Source organism: Pseudomonas sp. LjRoot277, from assembly GCF_964253845.1.
In the GTDB taxonomy this organism is placed as follows: domain Bacteria; phylum Pseudomonadota; class Gammaproteobacteria; order Pseudomonadales; family Pseudomonadaceae; genus Aquipseudomonas.
Map to the genome: position 1 here is coordinate 320,331 of NZ_CAXURI020000001.1, position 26,422 is coordinate 346,752.

Genomic DNA, 26,422 nt, shown 5'->3' on the forward strand with positions numbered 1-26,422 from the left:
GGATCCGGTCACTCGGCCAGGAGCTGTCATGTCTCAACCTCGTGCCCGGATCGCCTCACAGCTTGGTTTTGCGCTTGCCGTGATACTGGCGATTGTCATCAGCGGCAGTACCGTGTTCGCCCTGCGTTCGCTGGACAGCGCCAACCTCGCCACGCGCGAAGAGCACCTGGCCAGTGAAGCCCGGTTGCTGGCCGATCAGTTGAGCACCTTTCACGGCACGTTGCGTGAAAGCACGCAGCGCCTCAGCGGTCTGTTCGAGAAGCGCTTCAGCGCCGGTTTGAGCGTGCACCCGGATGAACCGGTGGCGGTAGCGGGCGCGCAGACGCCGGGGCTGCACCTGGGCAGCGAAGTGCTGAACAACAATTTCAAGGAAGTGGACGAGTTCAAGCAAATGACCGCCGGCGTTGCGACGGTGTTTGTGCGTAGCGGCGAAGACTTCATCCGGGTCAGCACGTCCCTGAGCAAACAGGACGGCAGCCGGGCCATCGGCACGCTGCTCGATCACGCGAACCCGGCCTATGCCCGCTTGATGGCGGGGCAGGCCTACGTCGGTCGCGCCCTGCTGTTCGAACGCTCCTACATGACTCAGTACACCCCCGTACGTGACAGCGGCGGTAAGGTGATTGCCGTTCTGTTCGTAGGATTCGACTACACCGACGCGCAGAACGCGCAGTTCGCCAACCTCAAGCGTTTCCGTATCGGCCAGACCGGTTCCCTGGCGCTGCTGGATGAACAGAGCAAATGGCTGGTGCCGATCGCGGGCGTACAAGCGCTGGATCAGGCGGCTCCGACCATCGTTGGCTTGGCGAAGACGCCGGGCACGGGCGAGTTCTGGAGTGACAAGTCCGAAGATTTCTACAGCATTGCCGTACCGTTTGAAGGCGGCCCATGGTCGGTCGTGGCGAGCATGCCGAAAACTGAAATCCGTGCCGTGACCTGGAGTGTCGGCATTCAATTGGCGATTGGCAGTCTGCTGGCAATGTTGATCGCTGTGGGTTCGGCCGTCTGGCTGTTGCGCAGCAAACTCGCGCCGCTGGGTGATCTGGTGCGTCAGGCCGAAGCCTTGGGCGCCGGTGATTTGAGCGTGCGTCTGAACGTATCGAGCAATGACGAAATCGGTCAGCTGGCCCGCGCCTTCAACCAGATGAGCCAAGCGCTGTCGACCATGGTCGAGCACATCCGCAAGGCCTCGCAAGAGGTCAACAGCCGCGCCCAGGCCTTGTCCGGTCTTTCCGGTGGCGCCTATGAAGGGATGGAGCAGCAGTCGGGCGAAATCACCAGCATGGCCGGCGCCGTGGAAGAGTTCAGCGCTACGTCCCTGAACATCGCCGACAACATGGGCAGTACTCAGCGTTTGGCCCAGGAAAACGCACAGCAAACCCAGATCGGTCGTACGTCGATGGACGAAGCGTCCTCGTCCCTGGAGCAAATCGCTGGCGCGCTGAACAGCACGGCGACGGTGATCAATACCTTGGGTCAGCGCTCCCAGGAAATCGGCGGCATTGTCGGTGTGATTACCTCGATTGCCGATCAAACCAACCTGCTGGCGCTCAACGCCGCCATCGAAGCCGCTCGTGCCGGCGAGCAGGGTCGTGGTTTTGCGGTCGTGGCCGATGAAGTTCGCAACCTGGCTTCGCGTACCCGCCAGGCGACAGATGAAATTTCCGGGATGATCCAGAGCATTCAGCTGGAAACCGGTAACGCCATTAGCACCATGGAGCAGGGCAACGTATTGATGCAGGAAGGCCTGTCGCGCAACGCCAACGTCGCCAGTGCCCTGGCACGGATCGATGAGCAAAGTCGTTCTGCCGGTCAGCAATTCGCGGCGATCACCACCGCGACTCAGGAGCAGAGCAGTACCGCCACCTTGCTCAGCAGCAACCTGCAAAGCATTGCTCTGGCGAACAGTGAGCAGCGTGAAGTGGTATCCAATCTGGCGGTGACGGCCAAAGAGCTGGAGAAGCTCGCGGCGGACTTGCGTCACGAGGTTGACCGGTTTCGTTGAGGCGCCTTTGAAATAGCTTTCGCGAGCAAGCCCGCTCCCACATTTGATCTCCAGTGATCACAAATTTTGTGTTCACCACCGATCTAATGTGGGAGCGGGCTTGCTCGCGATGGGGTCACCTCAATTCAGGATCTGCCCCCAAGCTAGTCACACTTGGCATTGCTCGATACTTCCTTGCTCGCCAGTTTCAACTGTTTGGCCAATTCAGCCGCATTGGTGCTGTTGTAAACCCTGCCACCGGTGTTTTCGGCGATGCAGCGCGACGGGCCACCGGCGCCGATTTTCACCACGTTAACCCGCAGACGCGGTTGTTCCCTGGCGATTTGGCGGGACACGGCGCAGGCGTCTTTATCGCAACCGTCCTCGCCGTCGACGAACATCACGATCACTGCATCGTTATTGCGCCCGTCGACCTTGCTGGCGGCGTAGGCCAGGCTGTCGGCCAGTGGTGTGCCATCGTTGGGAACCAGACCGCGAATCCCGTTGATCAGCCGCGGGCGGTCGCCAAACTTGAACACGCCCTGGTCCGGTGTTCTTTCGCAACCGGCGAAGGTGATCAGGCGCGTGTCGATCTTCGGGTCCAGCCCATTGATCATGCCGGCCAACGAGTCCTTGGCGACGTCCATGCGGCTGGGCTTGGCGAAGATCTGCATGGTGCGGTTCGGGTCCAGGTACTTGTTCATCTCATTGCCGAAGAACCAGTCCTCATCGGATTTCACCGACTTGATGTTCAAATCCATCGAACCCGAGGTGTCGAGTACCACCACAAATTGCGGGGGCACGGCATCAGGCGCTTTTTTACGGCACGCGTAGTTGTCCAGCGTCGGGGCTGGAGGTGGCGGCGGTGGCGGTGGCGGCGCGGCCACTACCGGTTTTGGTGGTGGGACCGGCTTGGGTGGCGGTACCGGTTCTGGCGCGGGTACTGGTTCTGGTGCTGGAGCAGGTTCCGGTTCCACGACAGGCTCGGGTACCGGCTCGACCGGTTTTTCCACTGGCGTCACCACTGGCGCTACCGGCGCTACCGGTGGAACCACGACAACCGGTTCACGGTGCAGGAACCACCAGAGCCACAGCGCCAGCAGCAGCAACAGCAGCGCAAGCAAGGCCGCCGCGATCCACCAGCCACGGCGCGACGGCGGAACAACCGGCACCACTGGAACCACCGGCGGCACGATCGGTTTGGGCGGACGCAGGTTCCAGCGCACCACCAACGGCTCACCGTTGAGGCTGTAGAGTTTGTCCAGCTCCGGCGTGCCGAGCAGGCTGCGCAGGTCTTGCGCTTCCGTCGGTTGACCGCGTTTTTGCAGTTCGTCCGCCAGCTGTCCGAGGGACGTCTGACGCACTTCATAGGTTTCCAGCAAACGTCGTTGCGCGTCCTCGTTGAGGTCGGCGTAGGGCGTGGGTTGGCCACCCAGTTCGGTCCACCATTCCAGCACGTCGCCGCTGCCCATCCGCGGGATGGCAAACAGGCTGGCGACGGTCGGCGGAAAGTGTTTCTGGATGAGGGCGACTTTGGCTTGCAGCGCACTCATCCCCTCCGGTGTGGCTTGCGCATCCCTGATGACCCGCTGCATGACGACGATTCCTGAAAAAGTGCAGGCCTCCGTCGGGAGGCCTGCGGGGTGAAAAGTTACTCTTCGTAGCCGAGGCTGAATTGCAGCTGGTTGACCTTCTTCTGCAGCGCCTTCAGTTCTTGCTGCTTGGCCGCCAGCGTCGCTGGCGTTGATTTGGCCATTGGCGCCGCTTGCGAAGCCTTGAGCTGCTGCTCGAGGCCGGCAATCTGCTTCTGCACCTGGCTTTCATTGCCGCGCCGGGCCTTGAGTGAGGTCAGCAGTTGCCCCAGCGACTGATTCAGCGCCGCCTGGGATTTCTGCTGGCTCGCCAGGTCGGTTTTCGTGCTGAGTTGCTGGGCCTGAATGTCCTCGTACACCTTTCGGAACATTGCGTTTTGCTGACGGGACTCGCTCAGGGCCAGTTCCTTCTGCTTGACCTGATCGCTGTAGCCACCGGAGTAGTCGCAGTTCATCTTGGTCAGCATGCTGCTGTCGCGATTGGTCGCATCGCATTCGCCCGGCTTGGTCGCGCAACCGCTCAAGGCCAGGACGGCAGTGAGGACCGCCAGTTGTCGTAGCGTCATGTGCTTAGCCCAGGGTGATTGCGGAGCGTTGGCTGTACAGACCGTCGACTTCCTTCTGCAGGGCAGCGACTTTCTGGTTCATTTTCATAATGTTCATGTCCACCTGCTTGATCTCGGCGCCGGCGGCACCTTGTGCACGCTCGGCGTCTGCCACTTTGGTGTACTCGGTGACTTTGACGCGCATGTTGCCGAGGTCTTTACGCAGGCGCGCGATGTTCGAATCGATCTCGGCGATTTGCACCTGGGCCTTGGTCTTGTCGACTTTCTTGTTGGCGATGTCCTTTTTGATCTGGGCGATTTGCGCCTGGTCATCTTTGATCACTTGCTGAGCGGTCTCGGTACGGGCGATCACGTTCTGGGTGTCTCGTTCGACGTCGCTGTTCATTTTAGCCAGGCGGGTGGTGGTGTCGGAGTATTCGCTGCGACGCTGATCCAGGTAGTAGTTCGCGCCCATGGCCACGCCACACGCGGTAATACCGGCGGCAACGGCGCACACGGCTTTGTTGCTGCTGTTGGACAGCGCGCAAGCGAGGATGCCGGCACCGGCACCGACGGCGCAGGCCTGGTAGCCGGACTTGCTGAAGAACTCTGCGTCTTGACCCTGGGTCAGGCGCGGGTCGGTCCCGTCGCTGTCGCCGAGCATGGAGCTACCGGTGTTGGCGCAACCGGTCAGCAGCAGGCTGCCGGCGAGTACGAAAGCGATCTGTAGCTTGAAGCGAGTCCAAAGGCTGCGCGACATGGTGAAACTCCTAGGTGACGGTGTGGGCATGTTGTTATTGAGTGACGGTTTTGCAGCTGTTCAGCCAGGCTTCAGTGTCGATCTTCTGCTTTTGCAGGAACGTCTTCTGATTGGCCCAGTGGGTGCGCAAGTAAGGTTTGAGGTCTTGCAGCTGTTTGTTGCGGGTGATGATTTCTTCCATCACCGGGACCTGCGTTTCAAGCAATGGCTGGCCGTACAAGGTCGCCGATTCCACCAGGCTGCTGGCATAGTAGCGGCTGAGTTTGTGCAGGCGATCCTTCTGCTCGTCGAGCTTGCCTTTGCGCATGTCGCAGCTCGCATCTTTGTCCGCGGCTTCGCAATTAAGTTTGTAGTTTTTTTGCAGGAAGTCCACGTACTGGCCGTCGTCTAGCATCTTGGTGCACAAGAATGCGCCCAGATTGAGGCTGGCGCGAATCGCCTGGTCACGGGTTTCTTCCTGCTGCTGGTTACTGGCGCGCAGCTGGTTTTCCAGCGCCTGGAGTTTTTCCTTGAGCGCTTTGTCTTCGACGCCCGAGGCCAGGCTGTTCAGAGATTGCACGGTGCCTTTGTCGGCGGATTCGGTTTCCTTGCTGCCGGTGCCGAGTTTCTTCCAGCTGCTTTCGATGCTGGCGACCCGTTCGCGAGAGGTGAGGGTCGGGGAGACCAGCACCAGTCGCAGGCCGGTAGTTTTGTTTTTCACCTGACCGTCGGCGTTGTAATACGGCTCTTCCTTGCGCAACGCAGTTCGCAGGTCGGCCTGCGCGGTCAGGTAGTTGCCGCCACGCACGACGTAGCCGCCGGCCTGGCCGTGCTGGCGGTCGAGTTTGTTCAGGCGAAACGGTTCGAACATCATCTCGTCGACGTTGCCGAGCATGTCGTGCAGGCCCAATGGATTGGGTTTTTGCAGGCCGGACAACTGCACTTTGCCGTTGGACGATTGCGCCCCGGCGAACCACTCGTAAGCGTTGATGCCGTCGGGCATCGGGTAACGCGTGTCGCGAAATTCCGCCGCGCCGACTTCCAGGCCGCCGCGAGCGGCGAACTCCCACTCGACTTCCGTCGGCAGGCGCAGGAAGCCCAGCGCGCCGTCTTCTTTCGGCAATTTGCCGGCAGCGTTTTTGCGCAGCCACAGGTTGTATTTGTCGGCGGCGTCGATGGCTTGCACCCAACTCACCGCCGTTTGCGGCACGCGCATTTTGGTGGCGGCGGTGGGGCAGGTTGCTTCGGTCAGCGCAGCGTATTGCAACTGACTCATTTCGTACTTGGCCATCAGGTAGTAGCGGGATTTGTCGTTTTTCGCGCCAGTGAAACTGCCGGCGATAAAGGTCGGTCGGGTCTGTTCGACGTAGCCGTATTCCGCGCCGTCCTGACCGATGTTGATCGGATAGTCGTCGAGCGGGCCGGCCACCGGAATGAACACCTTGCGAAATACCATGGAGCCTTCGCAGGGCATCGGCAGCACCACGTCGGCGGCATCCGGCATCGGGTTGTAAAATTTCTCTTCCCAGCCCGCCGCCGAGGCGTCGAGCAGGTAGCCGAGGCTCAGGGGCAACAGCAAGCCAAAACGTTTATAGCTCACGCAGACTCTCCGCAGGTTGGATGTTGATGGCTCGCAGGGCGCCGATCACGGCCACCAATGCGGCGACCAGAAAGGTCAGGAGCAGGGCGGCAAAGCCATGCCAGACAGTGATGTGGCAAACGAAGGTGCCGGTGGCCTGGCTGCTGCCGAGCAGGTAGTCGAACAAATGACTGCCGACGGCATAAAACCCCAGCCCGCCGACGTAGCCCGCAAGGCTCAGCACCAGCGCCTGCAAGACCACGAAACCGCCGACGGCCCGGCGCTTGAAACCCAGCAGACGCAGGACCGCGAGGCTTTTGCGTTTGCGGTCGATGTTGGCCAGGAACGCGCCGACCATCGACGCCACGCAGCCGATCAGCGCCGCCACGGCGATCACGCCGAAGATCAGCCCCAGCACATGGTTGATGGCTTTGACGTTATCGATGTCGGCCAGCCGGCTCGAGGTTTCGATGTGTTGTTCGTTGAGCCAGTGCTCCAGCGGCGCGACCTGATCGATGTCGCGCGCATACACACGGGCGCGGGCATACAGCGGTTGCAGATTGCCCTGAGGCTTGCCGGTGTCAACGCCGAACCCACTGACCTGATAACCGTCGCGAAAGCGCTCCAGATCCAGCAACAGCGGCGGGGCGACAAACCCGGCAGCGCGGCCGAAGCGGGCGCCGTCGAGCACTGCCAGCACCGTCAGCGTCATCTCGCCGCGTTCATTGACACCTTCCAGGCGACGCAACGCCCGCAGCTGCACGCTGTCGCCGACCTTGGCCTGCAAGCGTTGCGCAGCGCGGGCGCTGAGGATCACTTGATTGCCGACCGGGTTGAGCGGCGCCAGGTTCAGTTGTGGGTCGCCCGGCTCGGTGGCGATTATTTCTGCACCTTCGACAAACCGTTGCATGCCGATCAGCAGGTCAGCCTGGGTATTCAGCGAGCGCGTCTGGCCGAGGGCAAAACCGGTTTCGGGGCGCAGGCGCAAACGCTCGATCCAGGCCGTGTCGTAGTTGCCGTTGCTGAGCATCTTCACTTCAAGGTTGCGTGGGTCGCGCAGCAGTTCGTCCTGCAACTGGCTGACCACCCCGTGCTTGAGCCCGAACAGCAGCAGCAACGGCGCGATCACCGCCACCAGGGAGGCGGCGATGCACAGCGAGACCTTGCGGTCGTGCCAGAGGTCTTGCAGCGCCAGTGAGCCCAGCAGGCGCAAGCGATCAGTCCATCGGTTCAAACAGAGTCTCTCCCTGGCGGCTGATAGCGCCGAGGCGCGGCAAGCCGAAATCCTTCAGCAAGGCCCAGTCATGGGACACGACGAGGGCACTCAGGCCCATGTTCGACACCAGGCTCAGCAGCAATTCGAACAAACGCCGGGCGCTGTGAGGGTCGAGCGCGGCGGTCGGTTCGTCGGCCAACAGCAGCAGCGGTTCATGGGCAATGGCGCGCACACAGGCAACGCGCTGGCGTTCGCCGATCGACAAGGCCTGAGGTTGTTTATCCAGCAACCCTTGCAGGCGCAACACGTCAACGGCGTGGTCGATGTGCTCGCTCTTCACCGACATCCCGAGCAAACGGCGCGGCAGGCTGATGTTGTCGCGCACGCTCAGAAACGGCAGCAAGCCGCCACTCTGCAAAATGAAGCCCAAATGCCGGGAGCGCACCGCCGCCAAGGCTGGCTGGTCATCGCTGGCAAGCAGTTGGGCGATGTCCTGATCGTGGGTTGCGCCCAGCCGAAAGCGCTCGAGCTCGACCGGCGCCAGCAACAGGCCGATGGCTTCGAGCAGCGTGCTTTTGCCGCTGCCGCTCTCGCCGGTGATGGCGAGGATTTCTCCGGCACCGACCTGCAAATGCGGCAGGCGCACGTGATGGGCCAACGCGCCGTCACCACGGCGCACCAGCAAGTTCTTGATATCGAGCATCAGCGTCTCGTTAAGGCATCATTTCGAGTGGCACGGGGTACACGTTGTCCCGCGCATCGCTGTCCTTGGCTAAAGCAACCCAGCGGTCGACGTCAGCGTTGTAACGCTGGTAGTGCCGCAGCTTGGTATTGAGCGTGCGGATGAATTTCTCCTGCGCCAGGCCATCCCAGCTCTTCCAGGTTTCTTCGTCCAGGTTCAATACTTCGCTCTGATACGGCAGGTCTTCGAGGTACTCGCCGAGCACACCCATGTCCGCCAGTTTGGCGTTGCTGTTCTGCTTGAGCTGATTCGGGTCGGCGCCCATGGTCGCAGCGACCGAACGCAGGCGCTCGAACATTTCCGTCGGCGAAATCAGGCCTTCGTTGGCGGCGTCGAGGATCTGCTTCATCACGTCGCTCAAGTCGCTGAGCTGGGATTTGGTCAGCAGCACCCGCACATCGGTGGTCGGGATGTTCTGCTTGATCAGGTCGCGGTCGGTGATCCACGCCTTGAACACCGGTGGCGCCTTGCTGTTGGTCTTCTCGCCCAGATAGGCGAGTTGCATGGCGTGGCCGATCAGTGCCGCGTCTTCGAGCATTTTCTTCTCGGCCGGGTCCTGCTTGGCGTTCGCCGCGCTGCCGATGGCGTCTTCGCCCATGTAGGCGGCTTTCACCTGCGTCGTGATTGCGGCGGCCAGTGCATCGACCTTGCGGCCGAACTCCTGCACATCGCCCGCATTTACCGGGTAGTACAGCGAGGTGTTGGTGCCAGGGTAAGTCGACAGGTCCCGGTACTGCGCCTCGGCCTTGGTGTGGTCCTTGGCCCCGGCTGGGGTTTTCAAGTGCAGCGTATAGATAGCTACGCCCGGATTGGCGGCCTCGATACGCACCTGCGCTGCGCTCAACCCGGTCTTCGACAGTTTGTCGTCGCCCTCGATGGCGCCCGCATCGGTGATCAACACCACGTAGCGCGCACCGAACTGGCTCCAGTCGACCTTGTCGATGCTCTCCATGACGCCGGCAAATGAGTCCTCATCGAAGCTGCTGCTCGAGACGGTGGCCTGTTTGAGGTCGGCGATCTTGGCGAAAAAGTCGGCGCTGTCTTTCACCTTGGTAGGGTCGGCGTACATCTTGGTGGTGTATTCCAGCCCCGGCACCGCCTGGGTGTTGGAGCGGAAAGCCACCATGCCGAACTTGACCTGCTTGCCGAGGTTCTGCGCTTCGATCCGCTGATAAACCTTGCGGATCGCCTCACGAGTACGGTCAATGTACGGGTCCATCGAAATCGTCGAGTCGATGACAAACACCACCGCCGCACTGAATTCTTTCAGTTGGCTGGCCGTTTTGTCTTCGGCTTCCTTGCCACCGGCAGCGCTGTTGGCAGCACCGCCGCCCTTGGCGTTCTTGTCATCCGGCTTGCTGACCGAAGCGACATTGAGCAGGCGCGTGCGGAAACCGCTTTCGGTCATGACTTCTTCGCCACTGAGCACCGGCAGCAGGTAGAACTGCTTTTGCAGGTCGACGAAGTATTCAGGTTCTTCGGCCAGTACGCCCGGTGCTTGTTTGCCCTTTTTCAGCGTGGCCCGCAGCGGCGCGACTTTGCTGACCGGGTCCGGCGCATCGAGGATGCCTTCGACGGTGGCGCGGTCCTTGAAGAACAGCAACCGGTCGCGGTTGGCCGGGTTGGTGAAGGCAAGTGTCAGCTGCATCTTCCAGTCGGTGGTGCAGCTGGCAGGAAGCCAGCCAATGGTTTTGCCGTAGCTGTCGGGGCCGACTTTCAGCCACTCGGCATTCGCCGCTTGAGCACGCTCGTACACATAAAAGCGGCTGAAGACCGGTTGTGCGTCACCTGCGGCACCGCCCGCCGTCGGGCTGAGCTTGCAGCCCGGGGTGGTCAGCACGCGCTGGAACAAGGTCTTTTTACCGGCCTGGATCAGCGGTTTGTCATCGGCCTGGGACAACGGGCTAATGCACAGCGCCAGCAACGTGGCACCGCTCAACAGGAATCGACTCAGGGGCGAACGCATCACTTCTGCAACTCCTCGAAACGCTGTTTGGCTTCGGCGTTGTTCGGGTCCTGGGTGAGGATCGTTTCGTACCAATAGGCGGCAGTGGCGTTGTCCGCGACTGGGAAACACTCGCTGGCTTTCAGGTATTTAGGGTCGTATTCGCGGGCATAAGCGTTGGCGATCAGCGCGTCACCGGCCTGGGCACGGTTGGCGTACAAGCGCTGGGCGACGCCGCAGTGTTTGCCGGCCTTGGCCTGGTTGATGATCTCCAGCAACTTGGCACTGTCGGGCGCAGCCTTGATGCAGGTCTGGACGAAGGTCAATTCGGGCAGGCTGTTCATGCTCTCGAGGGTGCAGGCTTGAGTGTCAGCGCCGGCCGGTGCGCCGGCAGGGGCTGCGGCCACCGGGGCTGGCGCCGGAGTGCGTTTGTAAAACCAGAATCCGCCGCCCGCTGCCAGCAGCAACAACACGACAATCAATAGGCCGATCAGGCCTTTGTTGCTTTTCTTCACCGGTGCGGGAGACGGCGTGTAGTCGCGCTCGGTGAGTACCGACTCCAATTCCACTTCGGGCTCGGCGGTGGACAGGACCAGTTCAGGCAGCTCCGGGATTTCCGGGATTTCCGGTGCCGGTGCACTCGGCGCCGTCAGATCGGCGCCGCCGTAGGTCGAGCGCGTCTGGCCGCCGGCCGTGGACGGCAACACGCCAACACCTGGCCGAACCACGCCTTTGTCGGCGTGACCTTGGCTCTGTTCGCGCAGTTCGATCTGGAATTGCGAGTTGGCGCCGCCTTCCAGCAGCGGGTCGACCACGTCCGGGCCGACCTGCGCTTCCAGCCCTTCGCCGCTGGCCGTGACGTTGAAGCGCGAGACCTTGAACCAGAATGGATTGTTGCTCCAGGCCTTGTGGTCCTGGAGGTAAAAACCGTCCTGGTTACGCTGAATGGAAAACTCCAGCTGTTCCTCGCCACCCTGCCATTTCTTCACAGTGAGGCGGGCCTGGCCAGGCACATTGGGCTCTAACGCGAGCAGGTCGACACGAATTGGCATTGCTTATCTCGCTGTGAAGGCTGTGAGCACTTGGCCCAGCCGTTCATTCTGTTCAGGGGTGATTTCGCGACCGGCACCATGGCCGGCGTTGTCCTGCGTGATGTAGGCCAGGCCCGAGAGCCAGTCGCCGAGATACCGCTGCGCCTGATTCGCCGGTTGCGCCGACAATACGGGCACTTGTCCGGGACTGATGTCGGTGTAGAACGAGAACAGCGGCGCCTTGGTTCCGGCGCGACTGTTCGGACGCTCGCTCACCGGCTTCTGCAGGTAGCCGAACCACGACACGAAATCGCGCAGCACCCGTTGCACTTCCAGGACCTGGCGCTCGACCAGTTGATCGCGCCGCGCGCCACTTTGTGCACGTTTGAGGACTGCGCGGCTCAGTTGCCCCGGCAAGTCCTGGCGATAACCGGCGGTGATCAGTTCGTCGACCACCGCTTCCAACAAGGCCTTTTCCAGACCGAGCAGGTTGAGCAGGCTTTGGCGGGTGGTCAGTTCACGCAGGTGTGCGATCCAGGCCTTGAACGCGGCTTTGGCGAAACGGTGCTCGTTGCTTTGCAGTTCGGGTGCCGGGGTGCCGGTGTTGCTGCTGACCGGCGTGTCAGGGCTCGTGTCGTCACCAAAATCGAAATCGAAACCGGCGTCGTTGCCATACAGGCTCTGGCTCGGTGTCGGGGCGACTGGCTCATCGTTCGCGGCCGACTCGTCATCAGTTTCGTACACGCCACTGAGGTACAGGTCGCGGACCTCTTCACTCGGCATGTCGAGTTGATCGATCAACTCGCCGAGTACCGCCGGACGACGTCCCAGGCCGGACAGAATCATCTGCGCCTGGGCTTTCTTGGCGGCAGCGGCACCGTCGCCGTCGGCGTGGTACCAGGTACTCAGGCCATGAGTGGTCAGGCCTTCGAGGCATTCGCTCAATTGCTCGCGGATGCGCTGCAGTTTGAATTCGATATTGGCTACGCCCTTGAAACTACCGCTGAAGTGGCTGATGCCACCGTCATCGTTGCGCAGCATTTCTTTCCAGGCGTTGGCAGGATCGTGGATGTGTTTGCACACCAGGTCGTTGCCGGCAAAGCTTGTACCCAGGGCGTCGACGCGCTCCTGGTAGCTGGCATTGAGGCCGGTTTCGGCACCCGTCGCGTCTTGTTCGATGAACGCCGCGTCCATGCGCGGTTTGCGCACCAGGAAGGTGTTCTGGAACGGCGTACCGGCCCAGTCGTTCATCCAGCTCAAGCTGCCGAAGCGCTCCAGCATGGTCAGCTTGACCATGCCGTTCCAGCTCTCGTCGTACTGATCAGGCGTCAGGCTCAGGGAGTTGGTGATGCGCAGGTCGAGCATGGTCAGCGCCCAGATCAGACCAGTGTCGCGCTTGCTGCGAGCGGCCGAGTCGGCGCCTTGGGTCTTTTCGATCCAGCGCGTCAGCACCGGGCCGACGTCGTTGACGTCGCTCTGCTTGGTCGAGCCGGTGCAGACCACCAGCGCGTTCATTTCCTGGTTATCGGTGTAGCGTTCGAACAGGTAGGCGACCTTGCCACGCAGGATCAGCTGCGAAACGGAGTTGTCCTTGGTGGCGGATTGCGGGTCGTTGGAGTCGGCGATCTCGTGCAGTTTCTTGCGCCCGCGATAACCGGGGAAGTCCAGCAAGTCGACCTGGTTGACGATGTCGTCCGCCGGGGCTTCGATCAGGCCGAAGGTCATCTCGGCGGTCAGTGCCGCCAATTGCGCAACCGCAATGCCCTGACTGTTTTGCAGGCGTCCGTCGACCTGGGGCCGCACGTCGATCGGCAAGTCCAGCGGGCTGCCGAAGCGCTCGAGGATGTCGACGTTCATGATGCTGTCGCGCTGGCTGTAAGTGTCGTTTTCGAAACTCACCAAGGCATGCAGCGGGGCGAACACGGTCTCGGGCAGGCCCAGCTTGTGCAGCGTGCCGGCCAGTTGCTGGTACACGCGCGTCAGTTCGCTTTGCTCACCCCACAGGATTGAAAACAGCTCGGCACGTTCCTGGAAATTCAGCCGTGGCGCCAGTTGCAACGCCGTGGGCCAATACAGGTGTTCGAGTTTCTTCACCGAATTGCGGAAGTTGTCCCGCAGGTAATCCCACAGCGACACCAGATCGTCGGCGTTGACACCCGGTTGCAGCGGCCCGGTTTCCCGACCTTCGAACGGTTTCAGCACGCGCAGGATGCGTTCTTCGTCGATCTCGTAGGAAATCCGTTCAAGGTCGAAATCCTTGAACCAGGAGTTGGCCAGAATTTTCGCCAGCTCGATTTCCTTGAACAGGGTCAGCTCGACCGGGAACTGCGGATCCTGGCTCGGCGTGGCGCGACGGCTGAAGCGCGTCACCAGGCCGGTGGCTTCCTTGCCGCCACCCACCGGGTTGATGTGCTTGATGAAGTCCAGGCGCTGGCCACCGAAATCGGTTTCCAGTTTGCCGTTCTGACCGGCCGCGAGGGCAGAAATCAGGTAGGACTTGCCGGCCTGGGACAAGCCGAAAAAGCCGATGGTCATCGGCGTGCAGGCCACGCGACCGAGGCTTTGAGCCAGGTTGCGGGCACGGTGCAGGCGGATGTTCAGGTTGTCGGCTTCGCTGTCCAGGCGCGGCGCGTTGCCGCGCGTCTGGCCAATCCAGTCCAGAGCCTGACCGGCACCGTTATAAACAGCGGCCCAACTGGCAGAGAGCTGAGTTTGATCGGGGGTCAGATCATTCATTTGCGTTTCACACTTCCACTGTCGAGCCAGTACTTGGTCTCGCTCAGGCCGGCGTCGAGCATGGTGTTGAGTTCCAGCTCGAGGTCGCTGCGCGGGTTGAAGTTGACGTTGTTACTGTTGGATTCGATGTCGCGAACCGAGAGGCGGTCGCTGACCAGATCCTGCTTGCGCGTGTATTTGTCCGCCGGTTTGACCTCGAACCGCACCTTGAGCAGCGGCGCGCTGCCATTTTCACCGATCGCCCGGGAAAACTTCTCCCGACCGGCCTTGGTGAACCGCAAGGTATACAGCGGCGAGGCGGCCCAGCGATCAGCGGCCAACTGACGGAAACCGAGGCGCAGATCGCCGCGCATTTCCAGTTGTGGTGTGTCGGCGGCATCGCCAACGCCGATTTCCGGAAGCTTGATTTTGTAGTCTTCGGACTGGATGTCGCGGTACAGCACGTCGGCATCCTTGATCACGTTGTTCAGGTCAATGACGCCGATGTGCTTGACGGTCGAATACGGCTTGAGCGCCGAAGCACGGAAGTAGAAGTTCGGCACGCTGTGGTTGGCGCACAACAGGCAGAGCATGGCGCCCACCGACGCGGTGCTTTTCGGGTCGTCGATCCGGCCGTTCTTGTGGAACGGATACCAGCCGCCGGTGCGGTAGTTTTGCAGCGCCAGAATGCGCCCCGGTGGCAGCGGCAGTACCTTGCGAATGAACGCCTGGATGCCGGGCAGGCGCGAAGGGCGGCCGGTCAGCAGCAAGACATCGCACGGGTAATGCGCGACCACTTCACACAGCGCACCGAGAATCTTGGTGATGTTGATTTGGTCGTTGAGGAACGCGGCGTGGAGCTTCTGCAGGTCGAAACTGATCGGCGCGTCATACAGGTCGAAACCGCTCTGACCGCCGACATCGCGGCGCACGGCGGCGTTGACGTAGTCGAGCACGGTCTGGCTGATCGCATTGTCGCCGAGCAATTGGCGGTAGCTTTGCGGGGTGACTTCTTGCGGCACTTGCGGATCGTAATGCTCGTACGCCTTGAGCAGCGCCAGACCCAGCGGTGCGAACACCTGCAGGTTCAGTTGCTGGCGCAGAATCATGTCCTGGGCGCTGACCGATTCATCGCCACACAGGCGTGACATCAGCGAGTCCGGGGCTTTCACGCCGGCGTTCTGCAAGGCTTTTTCGAAGCTCGGCAGGATGAAGTCCTGAATCACGTCCAGCAGGATGTCATCGCCGGCCACTTTGAAGCCATCGCGAAAACGCTGCTCGGGCACGATGTGCACGTTGCTGCCGCTGCCGGTGTTGCCGGCGCGGTCTAGGCGATAGTCGGTGATCACCAGGTCGGTGGTGCCGCCGCCGATGTCGATGGTTGCCAGGGTGATGCGTTCGCGGTCGGTCTTGTCGGGGCGGGCGATGGTGTCGAAAAACTCTTCCGGGTGACCGGCGAAGTTCTCGTTGACCTCGGTGTACAGGTACACCAACTGGCCGCAGGAGGCTTCGTCCCATTCCACGCGGATGCTCGGGATCGGCGTGCGCGGGCTGACGGCCTGATCCTGATGCGGGTCTTCCTCGCCGGCGTGCCAGCCGAGGCTTTTCCACACCAGGCCGATGGCTTGCAGCATGCGTTCGTTGAGGATGCTGCGCTCGGCCTGCGGCATGCCCGGCGGCACGGTCAGGGTGATGCTGTTGAGCTGGCGCGGTACGCGGGTATGACCCTGGCGTGAACGCTGGGCCGGGCTGTTGATTTGCGACAGCGCCTGGGCCAGCACTTCGGCGAGCATGAAGGTCATCAGCGAGCTGCGCGAGTAACGCGGCATGAACACCGGCAGACGATCGTCTTCTTCGAGGCTGTAAAGCGCCTCGCCGGTTTCATTGATCAGGTGCGAGAACGGTGCGGCCGTGGCGTACGGCTCGTTATCGGTCTTGATGTACGAACAGTTGAAGCGCCAGCCGTGGCCGTAGGCGTTTTCGTCCCACAGATAGCGTTTCGGGCTGGACAGGCCAGTGGACCCTTCGGTGCCGCGACGACGGCTGGCCAGGCGGCTGGCCTCATTGCCGACGCGGGCAATCGTCGCCCATTGGAACGCATCGTGACGGCCGCTCTTGACCGAGCAGTGGTCCTTGCCGAAATACGCCTGGGCGAATTCCACGCGGCTTTCGAACGGCAGGTTGTAAGTGTGTTCGGGGGTGATCAGGTCGCGCAGTTCCAGCACGTAGTTTTGCTTCAGTCCGGAGCCTGCCTGACCGTGGTTCTCGATCAGGATGCCGCAGGTGCGCGAGTTGCCGACGTCCAGCACCAGGTCCACCGGAATCGGCTTGACCAGGCCATTGCTGTCGTTGGCGACTACTTTCAGCTCGGGGATTTCAACTTTTGCACGGGCCGTCGACTGCTGGGCGGCTGATGGCTTGCTCAACAGGCTGAGCAAGTTGAGGTAGTGCGCCAGGTGATAGTTGGCGCGGATGTCGGTGTCCAGCTCTGCGCGCGAGCGGTGGGCATTGCCCTCGTTGAACACTTCCAGCAGCCACTCGTTGACCCACGGCTGCGCCAGGAACCAGCGGGTTTCGCTGGCCTTGGTCGCCAGTTTGAAAGACACGCCGGAGCTGATGTCTTCTTCGTTCGGCGCCAGGTAGGCGGTGCCGTCACGCTTGGGCATCACGCGGCTGTCGAACGCCATCGTCAGGCGGTGGGTGTTGCCGTCGATGTCGGGCGTCGCCAGCTTCACCAGACGCATGCGCGACCAGTTGGTCGGACCTTCGTCGAAACGATGCGGCGGCATGAAGCGGAAAAACGGGGTCGGCAGCCAGACACCGTCCAGCAACTCGAGGCTGCTTTTCATGTCGACGCTGAACGCAGGTTTGGCTTTCTCGACCTTTTCCGGTTCAGGTTCGTAGAAAAAGAAGTCTTTCTCTTCGTTGTATGCCAAGCGGCAGATCAGCCCGCTGATCATCGGCGCGAACTCGCCGGCCGGTTCCTTGCGAGGATCCAGGCGTAGCGCGAAATCCATGAACTGGATGCCGGTGTCGCTGACCAGCGTGACGGTGTCTTCGAATTGGGTGACTTCAGGCAACATGTCGGGTTATTCCGTTTTTATTCGGCCACGTGCCGCATGGACATGGGGAATTGTTCTTTTCCGTAACCGCCGGTGCAGTCTGCGACTGTGGTCGCCCCTTTGCGGCAGTTGACCTTGGGCATGTCGTAAGTGCTGCCATCGCCACACACGGCCTGGCCCTGACTGTCGATAGCCAGGCTGCCACCCTTCATGGTAGCGCTCACCGGCCCGCTGCATTTGGTGCCGTCGGCCTGATGTACGGTGACTTCGCCCTTACCGTCCTTGAGCTGGTATTCCAGACGCAGGGGTTTGCCGGTCCGGCGGTCCTGAATACCGGCACCGGCGCGGAACTGGCCGTCGAGGAACTTGGCGGCACCGTCGGCGGCGTCTGGCGGAATGCTCAGGGGAGGGCCGGGTTTTGCGGCGGCGGATTTTTCTGCTTCGGGCGATGTGACATCCGGCGGCGCGGTTTTGTTCTCGGGTGGCGCGGTTGGGGCTTCGGCTGCCGGGTCTTTGGCTGGGTCTTTGGCCAGGTCTGCCGGTGCGGCATCAGCCTCGTTACCCTCGACGGCCGGCGCTTCCACGCCATTCGTTCCGGTCACAGCGGTGCCGGTTCCCGTGGTGGAGCCTACAACGGTGCCCGTCACAGGAACGCCATTGAGCGTCGTGACATTGCCGGTCAGTTGCGGCTCTTCCAGCTGTTTTTCCACCGGCACAATGCCCTCAGGCAGCAGGTCTACCGCCACCAACGGAATCGGGACGCAACCACGCAGACCGAGCAACAGCCACAAAAGCAGCAGCAGGAACGGCAGCAGCAACAGCCACCACCACCAGCGCCGCCACCACGGACGAGCAACCACCGGCACGACGGGCGCAACCACGGGCGCGGCTTCGACCACGGGTGGCAGCGTAAACGCGGGCGGAACTTGATAGAGGCAGTGCAGAGGATCGCGATTGCCGGTACCGGAATGCTCGAAACCCCAAAAGGTCAGCACCGGTTTGCCTTGCACCAGATAGACGAAGTTTTCGTCGGGGAAATGAATCACACGCTTGAGCAGCTTGCCGAACACGGCTTTGTCGCCTTGCTGCTGTTCGCCGGAATCAGTGCCCAGGAAACGCTGGCTCAATTCGTCGAGCGCGGTCTTCAGCGCTTCAAGTTGGCGGCGGGCAGGGGCGCGTTCTTCTTCGGTCGCACTGCTCCACGGGATCACATCGCCGTCGAGGCCGCTGTACCAGTCGATCTGGTTACCGAGCTCATCGCTTTGAGGGATGGCCAGATGATCGACCATTTCAGGGTTTTTGCGGCGAATGGCTTCGCGCAATTGCAGGGCCGCCCGGTATACCGGTTGACCTGTTTCGCCCAGGGCAGTGAATGACCCGCTCTTACCGCTGCGTAATAGTGCCCCGCGCATTCAAACTCCCTATGTTCTGTTGCGCAAAAATGACAGACAAAGGTGTCTGTTCTTGCTCCTGCAATTAGCTGGCGACCTTAATGTCATAATGATGTCGCCGTCAATCTGCCGGAGGTTCAAAACCGTATGAGACTAGCGTAAGTGTACGGAGGTTGCATGAGGTCAATGTGAATTGACTCGGGAAGGCTCAGAGGTGTGCTTTTTAAGCTTGATGAATCGTTTCATCAGCGTTATAAAAAATGCACAACTCCAAGAAAGGCTTACCCATGAATCCGCTCAAACTCGTCGTTGCCTTTAGCGCGTTGTCCGCTGCTTCCCACGCCATGGCCTGGGATTACGTCCTGCTCGACACCGACAAAGCTTCCCAAAACTGGCAGATCACCAGCCAGCAATTGGGGGTAAAAACCGGCAAACCCTTCTCCGTGACCCTTCGCACCTTGCACGGCGGTCGGCAAGAGGGCGTCAGCATCGTCGACATCGATAACGGCAACATGAAACTCTCGGTAGTGCCGACCCGCGGGATGAACGTCCTGCAGGCGTCGGTCGGCAATGTGCGCATGGGCTGGGATTCGCCGGTCAAGGAAGTGGTCAACCCGTCCTTCATCGAACTCAACGGTCGCGGCGGGCTGGGCTGGCTGGAAGGTTTCAATGAACTGGTCACCCGCTGTGGCTATGAATGGGTCGGCCACCCCGGCATGGACAATGGTGAATTGCTGACCCTGCACGGCCGCGCCGCCAACATCCCCGCGAACAAAGTCACCCTGCACATCGATGAAAAACCACCGTATGCAATCACCCTGCGCGGCGAACTGAAAGAGCAGGCATTCAAGAAAGTCGACTTCTCCGTCGCGACCGAACTGGTCACCGAGCCCGGCAGCGTAGCGTTCGCCCTCAACGATACCCTCACCAACAATGGCGATTATCCGAAGGAATACCAGGCGCTGTACCACAGCAACTTCAGCACCCCATTCCTGGAGCAGGGCGCCCGTTTCGCCGCACCGGTGAAACAGGTCTCGCCGTTCAACGACAAGGCCAAAGGGGATCTGCCGGACTGGCAAACCTATCGCGCGCCGACCAAGGACTACGACGAGACGGTTTACAACGTCGTGCCGTATGCCGATGCCAAGGGTGACACCCTGACCGTGCTGCATAACAAGGCGGGCAGCCTTGGGGTTTCCGTGGGTTTCAATACTCAACAGTTGCCGGTGTTCTCGCTGTGGAAAAACACGGACACCCAAGGGCAGGGCTATGTCACGGGTCTTGAGCCAGGAACGAGCTTTTCCTACAACCGTCGGTATCAACGACCGCTGAATCTGGTGCCGACGATTGCGGCCAAGGAGCAGAAGCAGTTCCAGATCAGCTACAGCTTGCTGGCAGACAAGGGGGCTGTGGATAACGCGTTGAAGCGAGTGAACGAGATTCAGGGCGGGCGGCAGACTGAGGTGCGGCAAACGCCGTTGGTGGATCTCACCAAGGAATAATCCCCGCTAATTTGTGCTCGGCCGGTATTGCAGCGCTTCGGCCAGATGCTCGCGGGTGATGCCGTCGACTTGCTCAAGGTCCGCTAGGGTGCGCGCCACTTTGAGCAGTCGATGGGCTGACCTCAGCGACAAAGTCAGTCGTTCACACGCAGTTTCCAGCCAGGTTTCGTCGACTGTGGATAAGTAGCAGTGGCGGCGCAGGCCTGGCAGATCGAGAAAGGCGTTGGCGCAGCCCTGGCGTTTGTGTTGCCGTTCTCGTGCATCGGCGACCAGAACAGCGGCAGTGGCCGTATCGTCGCCGGCTTTCGGCGCTGGGTTCAGCGCCGTAGCTTCCCGCGCGACGGTCAGGTGCAGGTCGATGCGATCCAGCAGCGGGCCCGACAGTTTGTTGCGGTAGCGCTGGACCATGTCCGGCGTACAAGAGCAGCGGCCGCTCGGCTCGCCAAGGTATCCACAAGGGCAGGGATTCATCGCGGCAACCAACTGAAATCGCGCCGGGAATCGTACGCGGTCACGGGCGCGGGAAATCACGATGTGCCCGGACTCCAGAGGCTCCCTTAAAACCTCCAATACTTTGCGATCAAATTCCGGCAGCTCATCCAGGAATAGAACGCCATGGTGGGCGAGGGTGATTTCGCCGGGTTGCGGTTTCGATCCGCCGCCTACCAGCGCCGCACCTGAGGCAGAGTGGTGGGGTTGTCTGAAGGGACGCTGCGGCCAATGACTCAGCGGTACACAACTGGTGACCGATTGAATCGCCGCGACTTCCAGCGCTTCGTTCTCGGCCAAGGGTGGCAACAGCCCCGGCAAACGGCTCGCCAGCAGGGTTTTTCCCGTGCCCGGCGGTCCACTGAACAACAAATTATGAGCACCCGCCGCCGCAATCAGCAGCGCACGCTTGGCCGCGAGTTGGCCCTGCACTTCATTCAAATCGGGATAGGGTTTGCTGGCGTAGAGCAATCCATTGGACACATAAGGTTCAACCGGCGTGTGGCCATTGAAATGCGCGACCGCTTCGAGCAAATGATCCACCGCAATCACCTTCAACCCCGAAGCCAGGCACGCCTCCTCGGCATTCGCCCGTGGCACCATCAAAGAACGCCCGGCCTTGCGCGCGGCGAGCGCTGCCGGCAATACCCCCCGAACTGCCCGCACGGCGCCTGAGAGCGCCAACTCCCCCAAGCACTCCACATCATCCAGCGTCAGAGTCGGCACCTGCACGCTGGCTGCCAGAATCCCCAAGGCAATCGCCAGATCGAAGCGCCCGCCGTCTTTTGGCAAGTCGGCGGGCGCGAGATTCAAGGTGATGCGGCGTGCCGGGAATTGCAGGCCTGAGTTGATGATCGCACTGCGTACTCGATCCTTGCTTTCCTTCACTGCCGCTTCGGGTAAACCGACCATCGTCAGCGACGGCAAGCCGTTGGCCAGATGGACTTCTACGGTGACGGCGGGCGCCTCCACACCAATCTGGGCGCGACTGTGAACGATGGCCAGAGACATGATCATTCCTTGAGCTGACGAGACCGCTTCCTGCGGTTTCTTGAAGGGTAGACGGGAGGTAGAGCGCTGGCATGAAAACCTGGCCTTCAAATTTGCGCTGAATGTTTCGACGCGAATCTCAAGACAAAGTCGGCTCTGCGTGACCGCACGCTGTGAAGGCCCGGCAGGGCGAAAAAAAACCGCCAGTCAGGCGGTTTCCATGGAAGGGACATCAGATTGTCCAGTTGCTCAGGGTTTGATCAATAGACCTTGACCGGTCGGTAAGCTTGCAATCGACAGGTTCATTTTTGCAGCCCATTCATCCATGCCTTCCTTTTGAGGTTGATAGCCAAAATAGGCGTAATCATCCAGCAAAACAAATGCTCCAGACACCAGGCGATCCCACAAGTAATCAATGGCAGCGACTTCTGGAATAGTGCAGTTCAAGTCAATGTGCAAAAACGCAATTCGGTCTGATTCAATCTGGGAAAGAGTATCCGGAATGCTGCCCTGAATAATTTTTGCATTGGGCCACTCTGCAAAATTTTGTTTCACCGAGTCGAGATTGGTTGTGTAAAAACCAGACGCGAGCTCTTTGCGATTGCGCTCAAAGACGCCCGCGGTCCTTTCGTCATCCGACAAGTAACGTTCATCAAGACCGGCAAAAGTGTCCAATAGATAAAAGGTTCTTCCGGTGTTGTTCCAATCCAGGTCATGCATGATCGCGGAGCTCAAGAAGCCACGATTCACGCCACACTCCACGAAGTCTCCGGTGTACTTGGCTGCTGACCTTGCGGCCCAAAGCCCCAGATGAACTCTCCAGAACCATTTATAATCGCCGCCCGCTGCGGCGACGCCGCGACCATAGGCCGACATAAAGGCGGGATCAACCATGAAGTCATGATTGTGTTTGGAAGCCAGCCCGTCGTATTGATAAGCGCCTTCGATTTTCGGATGCAGCGGATTGTATTCTTTCTCTGCAACGTAACGCGCGTCACCCTTGTAAGCGCGCCCTTCCATCAAACCGAATCTCAAGTAGTGATCGGCCGGATCGTACCCTGCCCTGCTGACATCGGGGTGAAGCTCTAAGTATTTAGCGGGGGAAAAATCTTCAGGTAACGACATTAAAAGCTCCATTCTTCTTTTGCTTTTACAGAACCATGGCTCTCGGAGAGGCAGCCGTCAGAAGTCGCTCAAAACTTGATAGTGAGTCTGATTTTTCGCACAGGTTGGCCAGTCGATTGCCCACCCATGCTCATGAGAACTTTCCGCCAGTTAACGACTGCAAGGTCGTCACCGTTTATGCGTTGTTGCAATGCTATCGGTCGCAACGGCCAGGGCTTTAGCTGAGTATTTGAAACGGCCTGCATATCGAATGCAGCATAGATCTTTCAGGCGGATGCCCACGCGGAGCAGGCGCGATCGAGGGGAGGGTTACTCGGCAGGCGGATTCAGCTTCGCTTCAAGCTCCGCCACCTTCGCTTCAAGACTCTCCAACCGTGCACGGGTCCGTGCAAGCACGACCATCTGGCTATCAAACTCTTCCCGGCTCACCAGATCCAGCTTGCTGAAGCCGCTCTGCAACAGCGCCTTGAACTGGCTTTCGATTTCGCTTTTCGGCAGTGGGGTGTCGCCGCTGAAGAGGCGGGAGGCGGTGCCGCTCAGGGCATCGAGGAAGTCTTTGGGTGCGAGCATGGGAAATGTCCTGTCAACAATGGCGGGCAGTGTATCACGCAGTGTCTATAGTCAATCTCGCCGCCAGGGGTGCACGCTTTTCGCGCATGCGGACGGGCGGCCGCGCACTGTTGTTGTGCGTATACGTCGGGTCATTTGCGCGGAGGAGCTTGCAGCAGCGGCCAAAGGCTTGAAATCAGTGGGTTTTGGCGAGATGGCAAGCTTTCTGCTTAGTCGGTAGTGACCCATGCACTGATGCAGTCGCTGTGACGAATGCAGTGCGCCAAGCGGAACGGGGGAAGTGTTTCGTGCGGAGTGGTTAGCAGGCGTCGGACGGGCAGGTAAGGCCGACGATGCGTTACAAAGCCAGGCACTGCGCTTAGACTTGAGTCGGGTTTGTTTTCCTGGGGCAAGTCCACCAATTCGGGAGAGAGTTTTCATGAAGCTAGTCACTGCCATCATCAAGCCGTTCAAACTGGACGACGTACGCGAGTCGCTGTCCGAGATCGGCGTGCAGGGCATTACCGTTACTGAAGTCAAAGGCTTCGGTCGGCAGAAGGGTCACACCGAGCTGTACCGCGGCGCGGAGTACGTGGTCGATTTCCTGCCAAAGGTGAAGATCGATGTCGCCATTGACGACAAGGATCTGGACCGGGTTATCGAGGCGATAACCAAGGCTGCCAACACCGGCAAGATCGGGGACGGCAAGATCTTCGTGGTCAATCTGGAACAGGCGATTCGCATCCGTACCGGCGAAACCGATACCGACGCAATCTAAGCCGCCACAAACCCAACGCCCCAGGAGAAAACAATATGACTCTGCGTAAATTCGCAGGGCTAGGAGCCCTGTTGTCCCTCGTAATGCCCAGCCTGGCTATGGCGGCAGACGAAGTGGCAGCCCCAGTCCTCAATTCCGGCGACACTGCCTGGATGATGACCTCGACAGCCCTCGTGCTGTTCATGACCATTCCCGGCCTCGCGCTGTTCTACGGCGGCATGGTTCGCTCCAAAAACATTCTTTCCGTGATGATGCAGTGCTTCGCCATTACCGGTCTGATCAGCATCCTGTGGGTCATTTATGGCTACAGCATCGCGTTCGACACCACCGGCATGGAACAGGGCGTCATCAACTTCAACTCGTTCTTCGGTGGCATGGGCAAGGCGTTCCTCGCCGGTGTCACGCCAGCGAGCCTGACCGGCCCTGCGGCGCTGTTCCCTGAGGCGGTGTTCGTCACCTTCCAGATGACCTTCGCCATCATCACCCCTGCGCTGATCGTCGGTGCCTTCGCCGAGCGGATGAAGTTCTCCGCCATGCTGATCTTCATGGGCGTCTGGTTCACCTTGGTTTATGCACCTATCGCGCACATGGTCTGGTCCGGTAACGGCGGCCTGTTGTGGGACTGGGGTGTGCTGGACTTCGCTGGCGGCACCGTGGTGCACATCAACGCCGGTGTGGCCGGTCTGATTGCCTGCCTGGTACTGGGCAAACGCAAAGGCTTCCCGACCACCCCGATGGCGCCGCACAACCTCGGTTACACCCTGATGGGCGCGGCCATGCTGTGGTTTGGCTGGTTCGGCTTCAACGCCGGTTCCGCCGCAGCCGCCAACGGCACTGCCGGCATGGCGATGCTGGTGACCCAGATCGCAACCGCCGCCGCTGCATTGGGCTGGATGTTCGCCGAGTGGATCACTCACGGTAAACCAAGTGCCTTGGGTATCGCTTCGGGTGTTGTGGCCGGTCTGGTTGCAATCACCCCAGCCGCTGGCACCGTGGGCCCGATGGGCGCTCTGGTCATCGGTCTGGCAGCCGGCGTGGTGTGCTTCTTCTGCGCCACCACCCTGAAACGCAAACTCGGCTATGACGACTCCCTGGACGCCTTCGGCGTTCACGGTATCGGCGGTATCCTCGGCGCGATCCTGACCGGTGTCTTCGCTGCACCGTCGCTGGGCGGCTTCGGCACCGTCACCGACATCGCCGCACAAGTCTGGATTCAGTGCAAAGGCGTGGGCTTCACGGTGATCTACACCGCAATCGTCACCTTCATCATCCTCAAGGTCCTGGACGCTGTCATGGGTCTGCGTATCACCGAAGAAGAAGAGGCTGTCGGCATCGATCTGGCACTCCACAACGAACGCGGCTACAACTTGTAAGTACGCACAAAAAAAATGCCCGGCTTGCCGGGCATTTTTTTGTCTGGAGTTTGTCAGTGAAGGAACTGCTGAAAGGTTTTTTCGTACATGTTTAGTGGCGTTTACGACGAGCGTTTTTCCGCGGCCAATGGCTTACATGATTGAAGGAATATTAGGGCCTTTGTTTTTTCCCAGAGCGCGCTAGAATGCGCCCCGAACGTGCGGAGAACTGTATGTGGCAACAGACTCTGATTACCCTGCGGGCGAGGCCCCGGGGCTTTCATCTGGTAACGGACGAGTTACTCGCCGGCCTGCCTGAACTCAAGGCATGTCGGGTCGGTCTGTTGCATTTGTGGCTGCAGCATACCTCGGCGTCGTTGACCATCAACGAGAACGCCGATCCGGCGGTACGTCGCGACTTCGAACGATTTTTCAATCGTCTGATCCCACAAGGAGCAGACGGCTATGAGCATAACGACGAAGGCCTGGACGACCTCCCGGCGCACTTCAAGGCCAGCGTGCTTGGCTGTCAGCTCAGTTTGCCGATTTCGGCAGGCCGACTGGCGCTGGGGACCTGGCAAGGCGTTTATCTGGGCGAGCACCGTGATTTTGGCGGTGCCCGTAAAGTCCTCGCCACCGTGCACGGTGAAGAGGCATAAACCGCTGGTTGCCAGCGGTTGTAGAATTTTTTCCAGCGGCCTTCGACAGACGGCGAAGCTGGGCTATAACTAATCTGCTTTTCGCAAGTCATGAGGTAGAACATGAGCGACGATGATCTGGAAAACGACGACCTCGAAGTAGGCGACGACGACGAAACCGAAGAAGGTCTGGAAACAGCAGCGGAAGACGTTGCTGACGACGATGGCGGTGAAGCGCCCGTTCCGACCGCCAAAGGCAAAGCCAAGGCAGCGGTATCGGTCGATGAGCTGCCGAGCGTCGAAGCAAAAAACAAGGAGCGTGATGCTCTGGCGCGGGCCATGGAAGAGTTCCTGGCCAAGGGCGGCAAGGTGCAGGAAGTGGAGGCCAATGTGGTCGCCGATCCGCCCAAGAAGCCTGACAACAAGTACGGCAGCCGGCCTATCTGAGCCTGCTACTT

General features: G+C 60.4%; 20 protein-coding genes. 6 read left to right on the forward strand and 14 right to left on the reverse strand.

Translation table 11 applies throughout. The annotated features are described in order from the left end of the window. The first annotated feature begins 28 nt into the window (after positions 1 to 28). Positions 29 to 2,005 (forward strand): methyl-accepting chemotaxis protein, encoded by a 1,977-nt coding sequence (locus ACSQ87_RS01520; RefSeq protein ID WP_436273229.1) that lies wholly within the window; start codon positions 29 to 31, stop codon positions 2,003 to 2,005. Positions 2,006 to 2,148: 143 nt separating this feature from the next. Here ACSQ87_RS01520 and ACSQ87_RS01525 read toward each other — a convergent pair whose 3' ends face one another. The 11 genes from ACSQ87_RS01525 to ACSQ87_RS01575 are packed head-to-tail and all read right to left on the reverse strand — an operon-like array spanning position 2,149 to position 18,562. Next, the gene (locus ACSQ87_RS01525) at positions 2,149 to 3,579 is read right to left on the reverse strand and encodes a vWA domain-containing protein (RefSeq protein ID WP_436273230.1); all 1,431 of its coding nucleotides are present in this window, start codon (positions 3,577 to 3,579) and stop codon (positions 2,149 to 2,151) included. A 56-nt stretch (positions 3,580 to 3,635) separates the two neighbouring features. After that, the gene (locus tag ACSQ87_RS01530; RefSeq protein ID WP_150657666.1) at positions 3,636 to 4,142 is read right to left on the reverse strand and encodes a hypothetical protein; all 507 of its coding nucleotides are present in this window, start codon (positions 4,140 to 4,142) and stop codon (positions 3,636 to 3,638) included. Positions 4,143 to 4,146: 4 nt separating this feature from the next. Then, positions 4,147 to 4,881, reverse strand: coding sequence for a hypothetical protein (locus ACSQ87_RS01535; RefSeq protein ID WP_223429547.1), 735 nt, complete (start codon positions 4,879 to 4,881; stop codon positions 4,147 to 4,149). Between the two features lie 34 nt (positions 4,882 to 4,915). Beyond that, the gene (locus ACSQ87_RS01540; protein WP_436273231.1) at positions 4,916 to 6,460 is read right to left on the reverse strand and encodes an SUMF1/EgtB/PvdO family nonheme iron enzyme; all 1,545 of its coding nucleotides are present in this window, start codon (positions 6,458 to 6,460) and stop codon (positions 4,916 to 4,918) included. Further along, on the reverse strand, positions 6,450 to 7,673 hold the full coding sequence (locus tag ACSQ87_RS01545) for an ABC transporter permease (RefSeq protein WP_436273232.1): 1,224 nt from the start codon (positions 7,671 to 7,673) through the stop codon (positions 6,450 to 6,452). Before ACSQ87_RS01545 ends, ACSQ87_RS01540 begins: the two co-directional genes overlap by 11 nt. Beyond that, on the reverse strand, positions 7,657 to 8,358 hold the full coding sequence (locus ACSQ87_RS01550; protein WP_056738715.1) for an ABC transporter ATP-binding protein: 702 nt from the start codon (positions 8,356 to 8,358) through the stop codon (positions 7,657 to 7,659). Before ACSQ87_RS01550 ends, ACSQ87_RS01545 begins: the two co-directional genes overlap by 17 nt. A gap of 10 nt (positions 8,359 to 8,368) precedes the next feature. Continuing rightward, entirely contained in the window at positions 8,369 to 10,363 is a 1,995-nt protein-coding gene (locus tag ACSQ87_RS01555; protein ID WP_436273233.1) for a vWA domain-containing protein, read from the reverse strand. Further along, on the reverse strand, positions 10,363 to 11,394 hold the full coding sequence (locus ACSQ87_RS01560; RefSeq protein ID WP_223429543.1) for a hypothetical protein: 1,032 nt from the start codon (positions 11,392 to 11,394) through the stop codon (positions 10,363 to 10,365). The genes ACSQ87_RS01555 and ACSQ87_RS01560 overlap by 1 nt, the downstream gene beginning before the upstream one ends. A 3-nt stretch (positions 11,395 to 11,397) precedes the next feature. Next, on the reverse strand, positions 11,398 to 14,109 hold the full coding sequence (locus tag ACSQ87_RS01565) for a putative virulence factor (RefSeq protein ID WP_223429542.1): 2,712 nt from the start codon (positions 14,107 to 14,109) through the stop codon (positions 11,398 to 11,400). Further along, positions 14,106 to 17,171, reverse strand: a complete 3,066-nt coding sequence (locus tag ACSQ87_RS01570) for a virulence factor SrfB (RefSeq protein WP_436273234.1) — start codon at positions 17,169 to 17,171, stop codon at positions 14,106 to 14,108. Before ACSQ87_RS01570 ends, ACSQ87_RS01565 begins: the two co-directional genes overlap by 4 nt. Positions 17,172 to 17,188: 17 nt before the next feature. After that, the gene (locus ACSQ87_RS01575) at positions 17,189 to 18,562 is read right to left on the reverse strand and encodes an SrfA family protein (RefSeq protein ID WP_223429540.1); all 1,374 of its coding nucleotides are present in this window, start codon (positions 18,560 to 18,562) and stop codon (positions 17,189 to 17,191) included. A gap of 266 nt (positions 18,563 to 18,828) precedes the next feature. Here ACSQ87_RS01575 and ACSQ87_RS01580 point away from each other — a divergent pair, with 266 nt between their 5' ends. Beyond that, entirely contained in the window at positions 18,829 to 20,043 is a 1,215-nt protein-coding gene (locus ACSQ87_RS01580; RefSeq protein ID WP_223429539.1) for an aldose 1-epimerase family protein, read from the forward strand. A gap of 6 nt (positions 20,044 to 20,049) precedes the next feature. On the opposite strand, the gene ACSQ87_RS01585 is transcribed toward ACSQ87_RS01580, so the two are convergent. The 3 genes from ACSQ87_RS01585 to ACSQ87_RS01595 all read right to left on the reverse strand — a co-directional run bounded on the left by ACSQ87_RS01585 (position 20,050) and on the right by ACSQ87_RS01595 (position 23,217). Then, positions 20,050 to 21,543, reverse strand: a complete 1,494-nt coding sequence (locus tag ACSQ87_RS01585; RefSeq protein WP_223429538.1) for a YifB family Mg chelatase-like AAA ATPase — start codon at positions 21,541 to 21,543, stop codon at positions 20,050 to 20,052. A 228-nt stretch (positions 21,544 to 21,771) separates the two neighbouring features. Beyond that, a complete protein-coding gene (locus ACSQ87_RS01590; protein WP_223429537.1) occupies positions 21,772 to 22,647 on the reverse strand; it encodes a TylF/MycF/NovP-related O-methyltransferase in 876 nt (291 codons plus the stop codon). Between the two features lie 309 nt (positions 22,648 to 22,956). Next, positions 22,957 to 23,217, reverse strand: coding sequence for an accessory factor UbiK family protein (locus ACSQ87_RS01595; RefSeq protein ID WP_008076132.1), 261 nt, complete (start codon positions 23,215 to 23,217; stop codon positions 22,957 to 22,959). A 418-nt stretch (positions 23,218 to 23,635) separates the two neighbouring features. Between ACSQ87_RS01595 and glnK the strand changes: the two genes are divergently transcribed. The 4 genes from glnK (at position 23,636) to sutA (ending at position 26,411) form a co-directional block, all read left to right on the forward strand. Next, positions 23,636 to 23,974: a P-II family nitrogen regulator gene (glnK, locus tag ACSQ87_RS01600; RefSeq protein WP_002555808.1), complete on the forward strand. Its 339-nt coding sequence runs from the start codon at positions 23,636 to 23,638 to the stop codon at positions 23,972 to 23,974. 35 nt (positions 23,975 to 24,009) lie between these two features. Then, positions 24,010 to 25,347: an ammonium transporter gene (locus ACSQ87_RS01605; RefSeq protein ID WP_436273235.1), complete on the forward strand. Its 1,338-nt coding sequence runs from the start codon at positions 24,010 to 24,012 to the stop codon at positions 25,345 to 25,347. 212 nt (positions 25,348 to 25,559) lie between these two features. After that, positions 25,560 to 25,985, forward strand: a complete 426-nt coding sequence (locus ACSQ87_RS01610; protein ID WP_111448318.1) for a secondary thiamine-phosphate synthase enzyme YjbQ — start codon at positions 25,560 to 25,562, stop codon at positions 25,983 to 25,985. 102 nt (positions 25,986 to 26,087) lie between these two features. Beyond that, entirely contained in the window at positions 26,088 to 26,411 is a 324-nt protein-coding gene (gene sutA / locus ACSQ87_RS01615) for a transcriptional regulator SutA (RefSeq protein WP_046045079.1), read from the forward strand. Positions 26,412 to 26,422 lie beyond the last annotated feature (11 nt).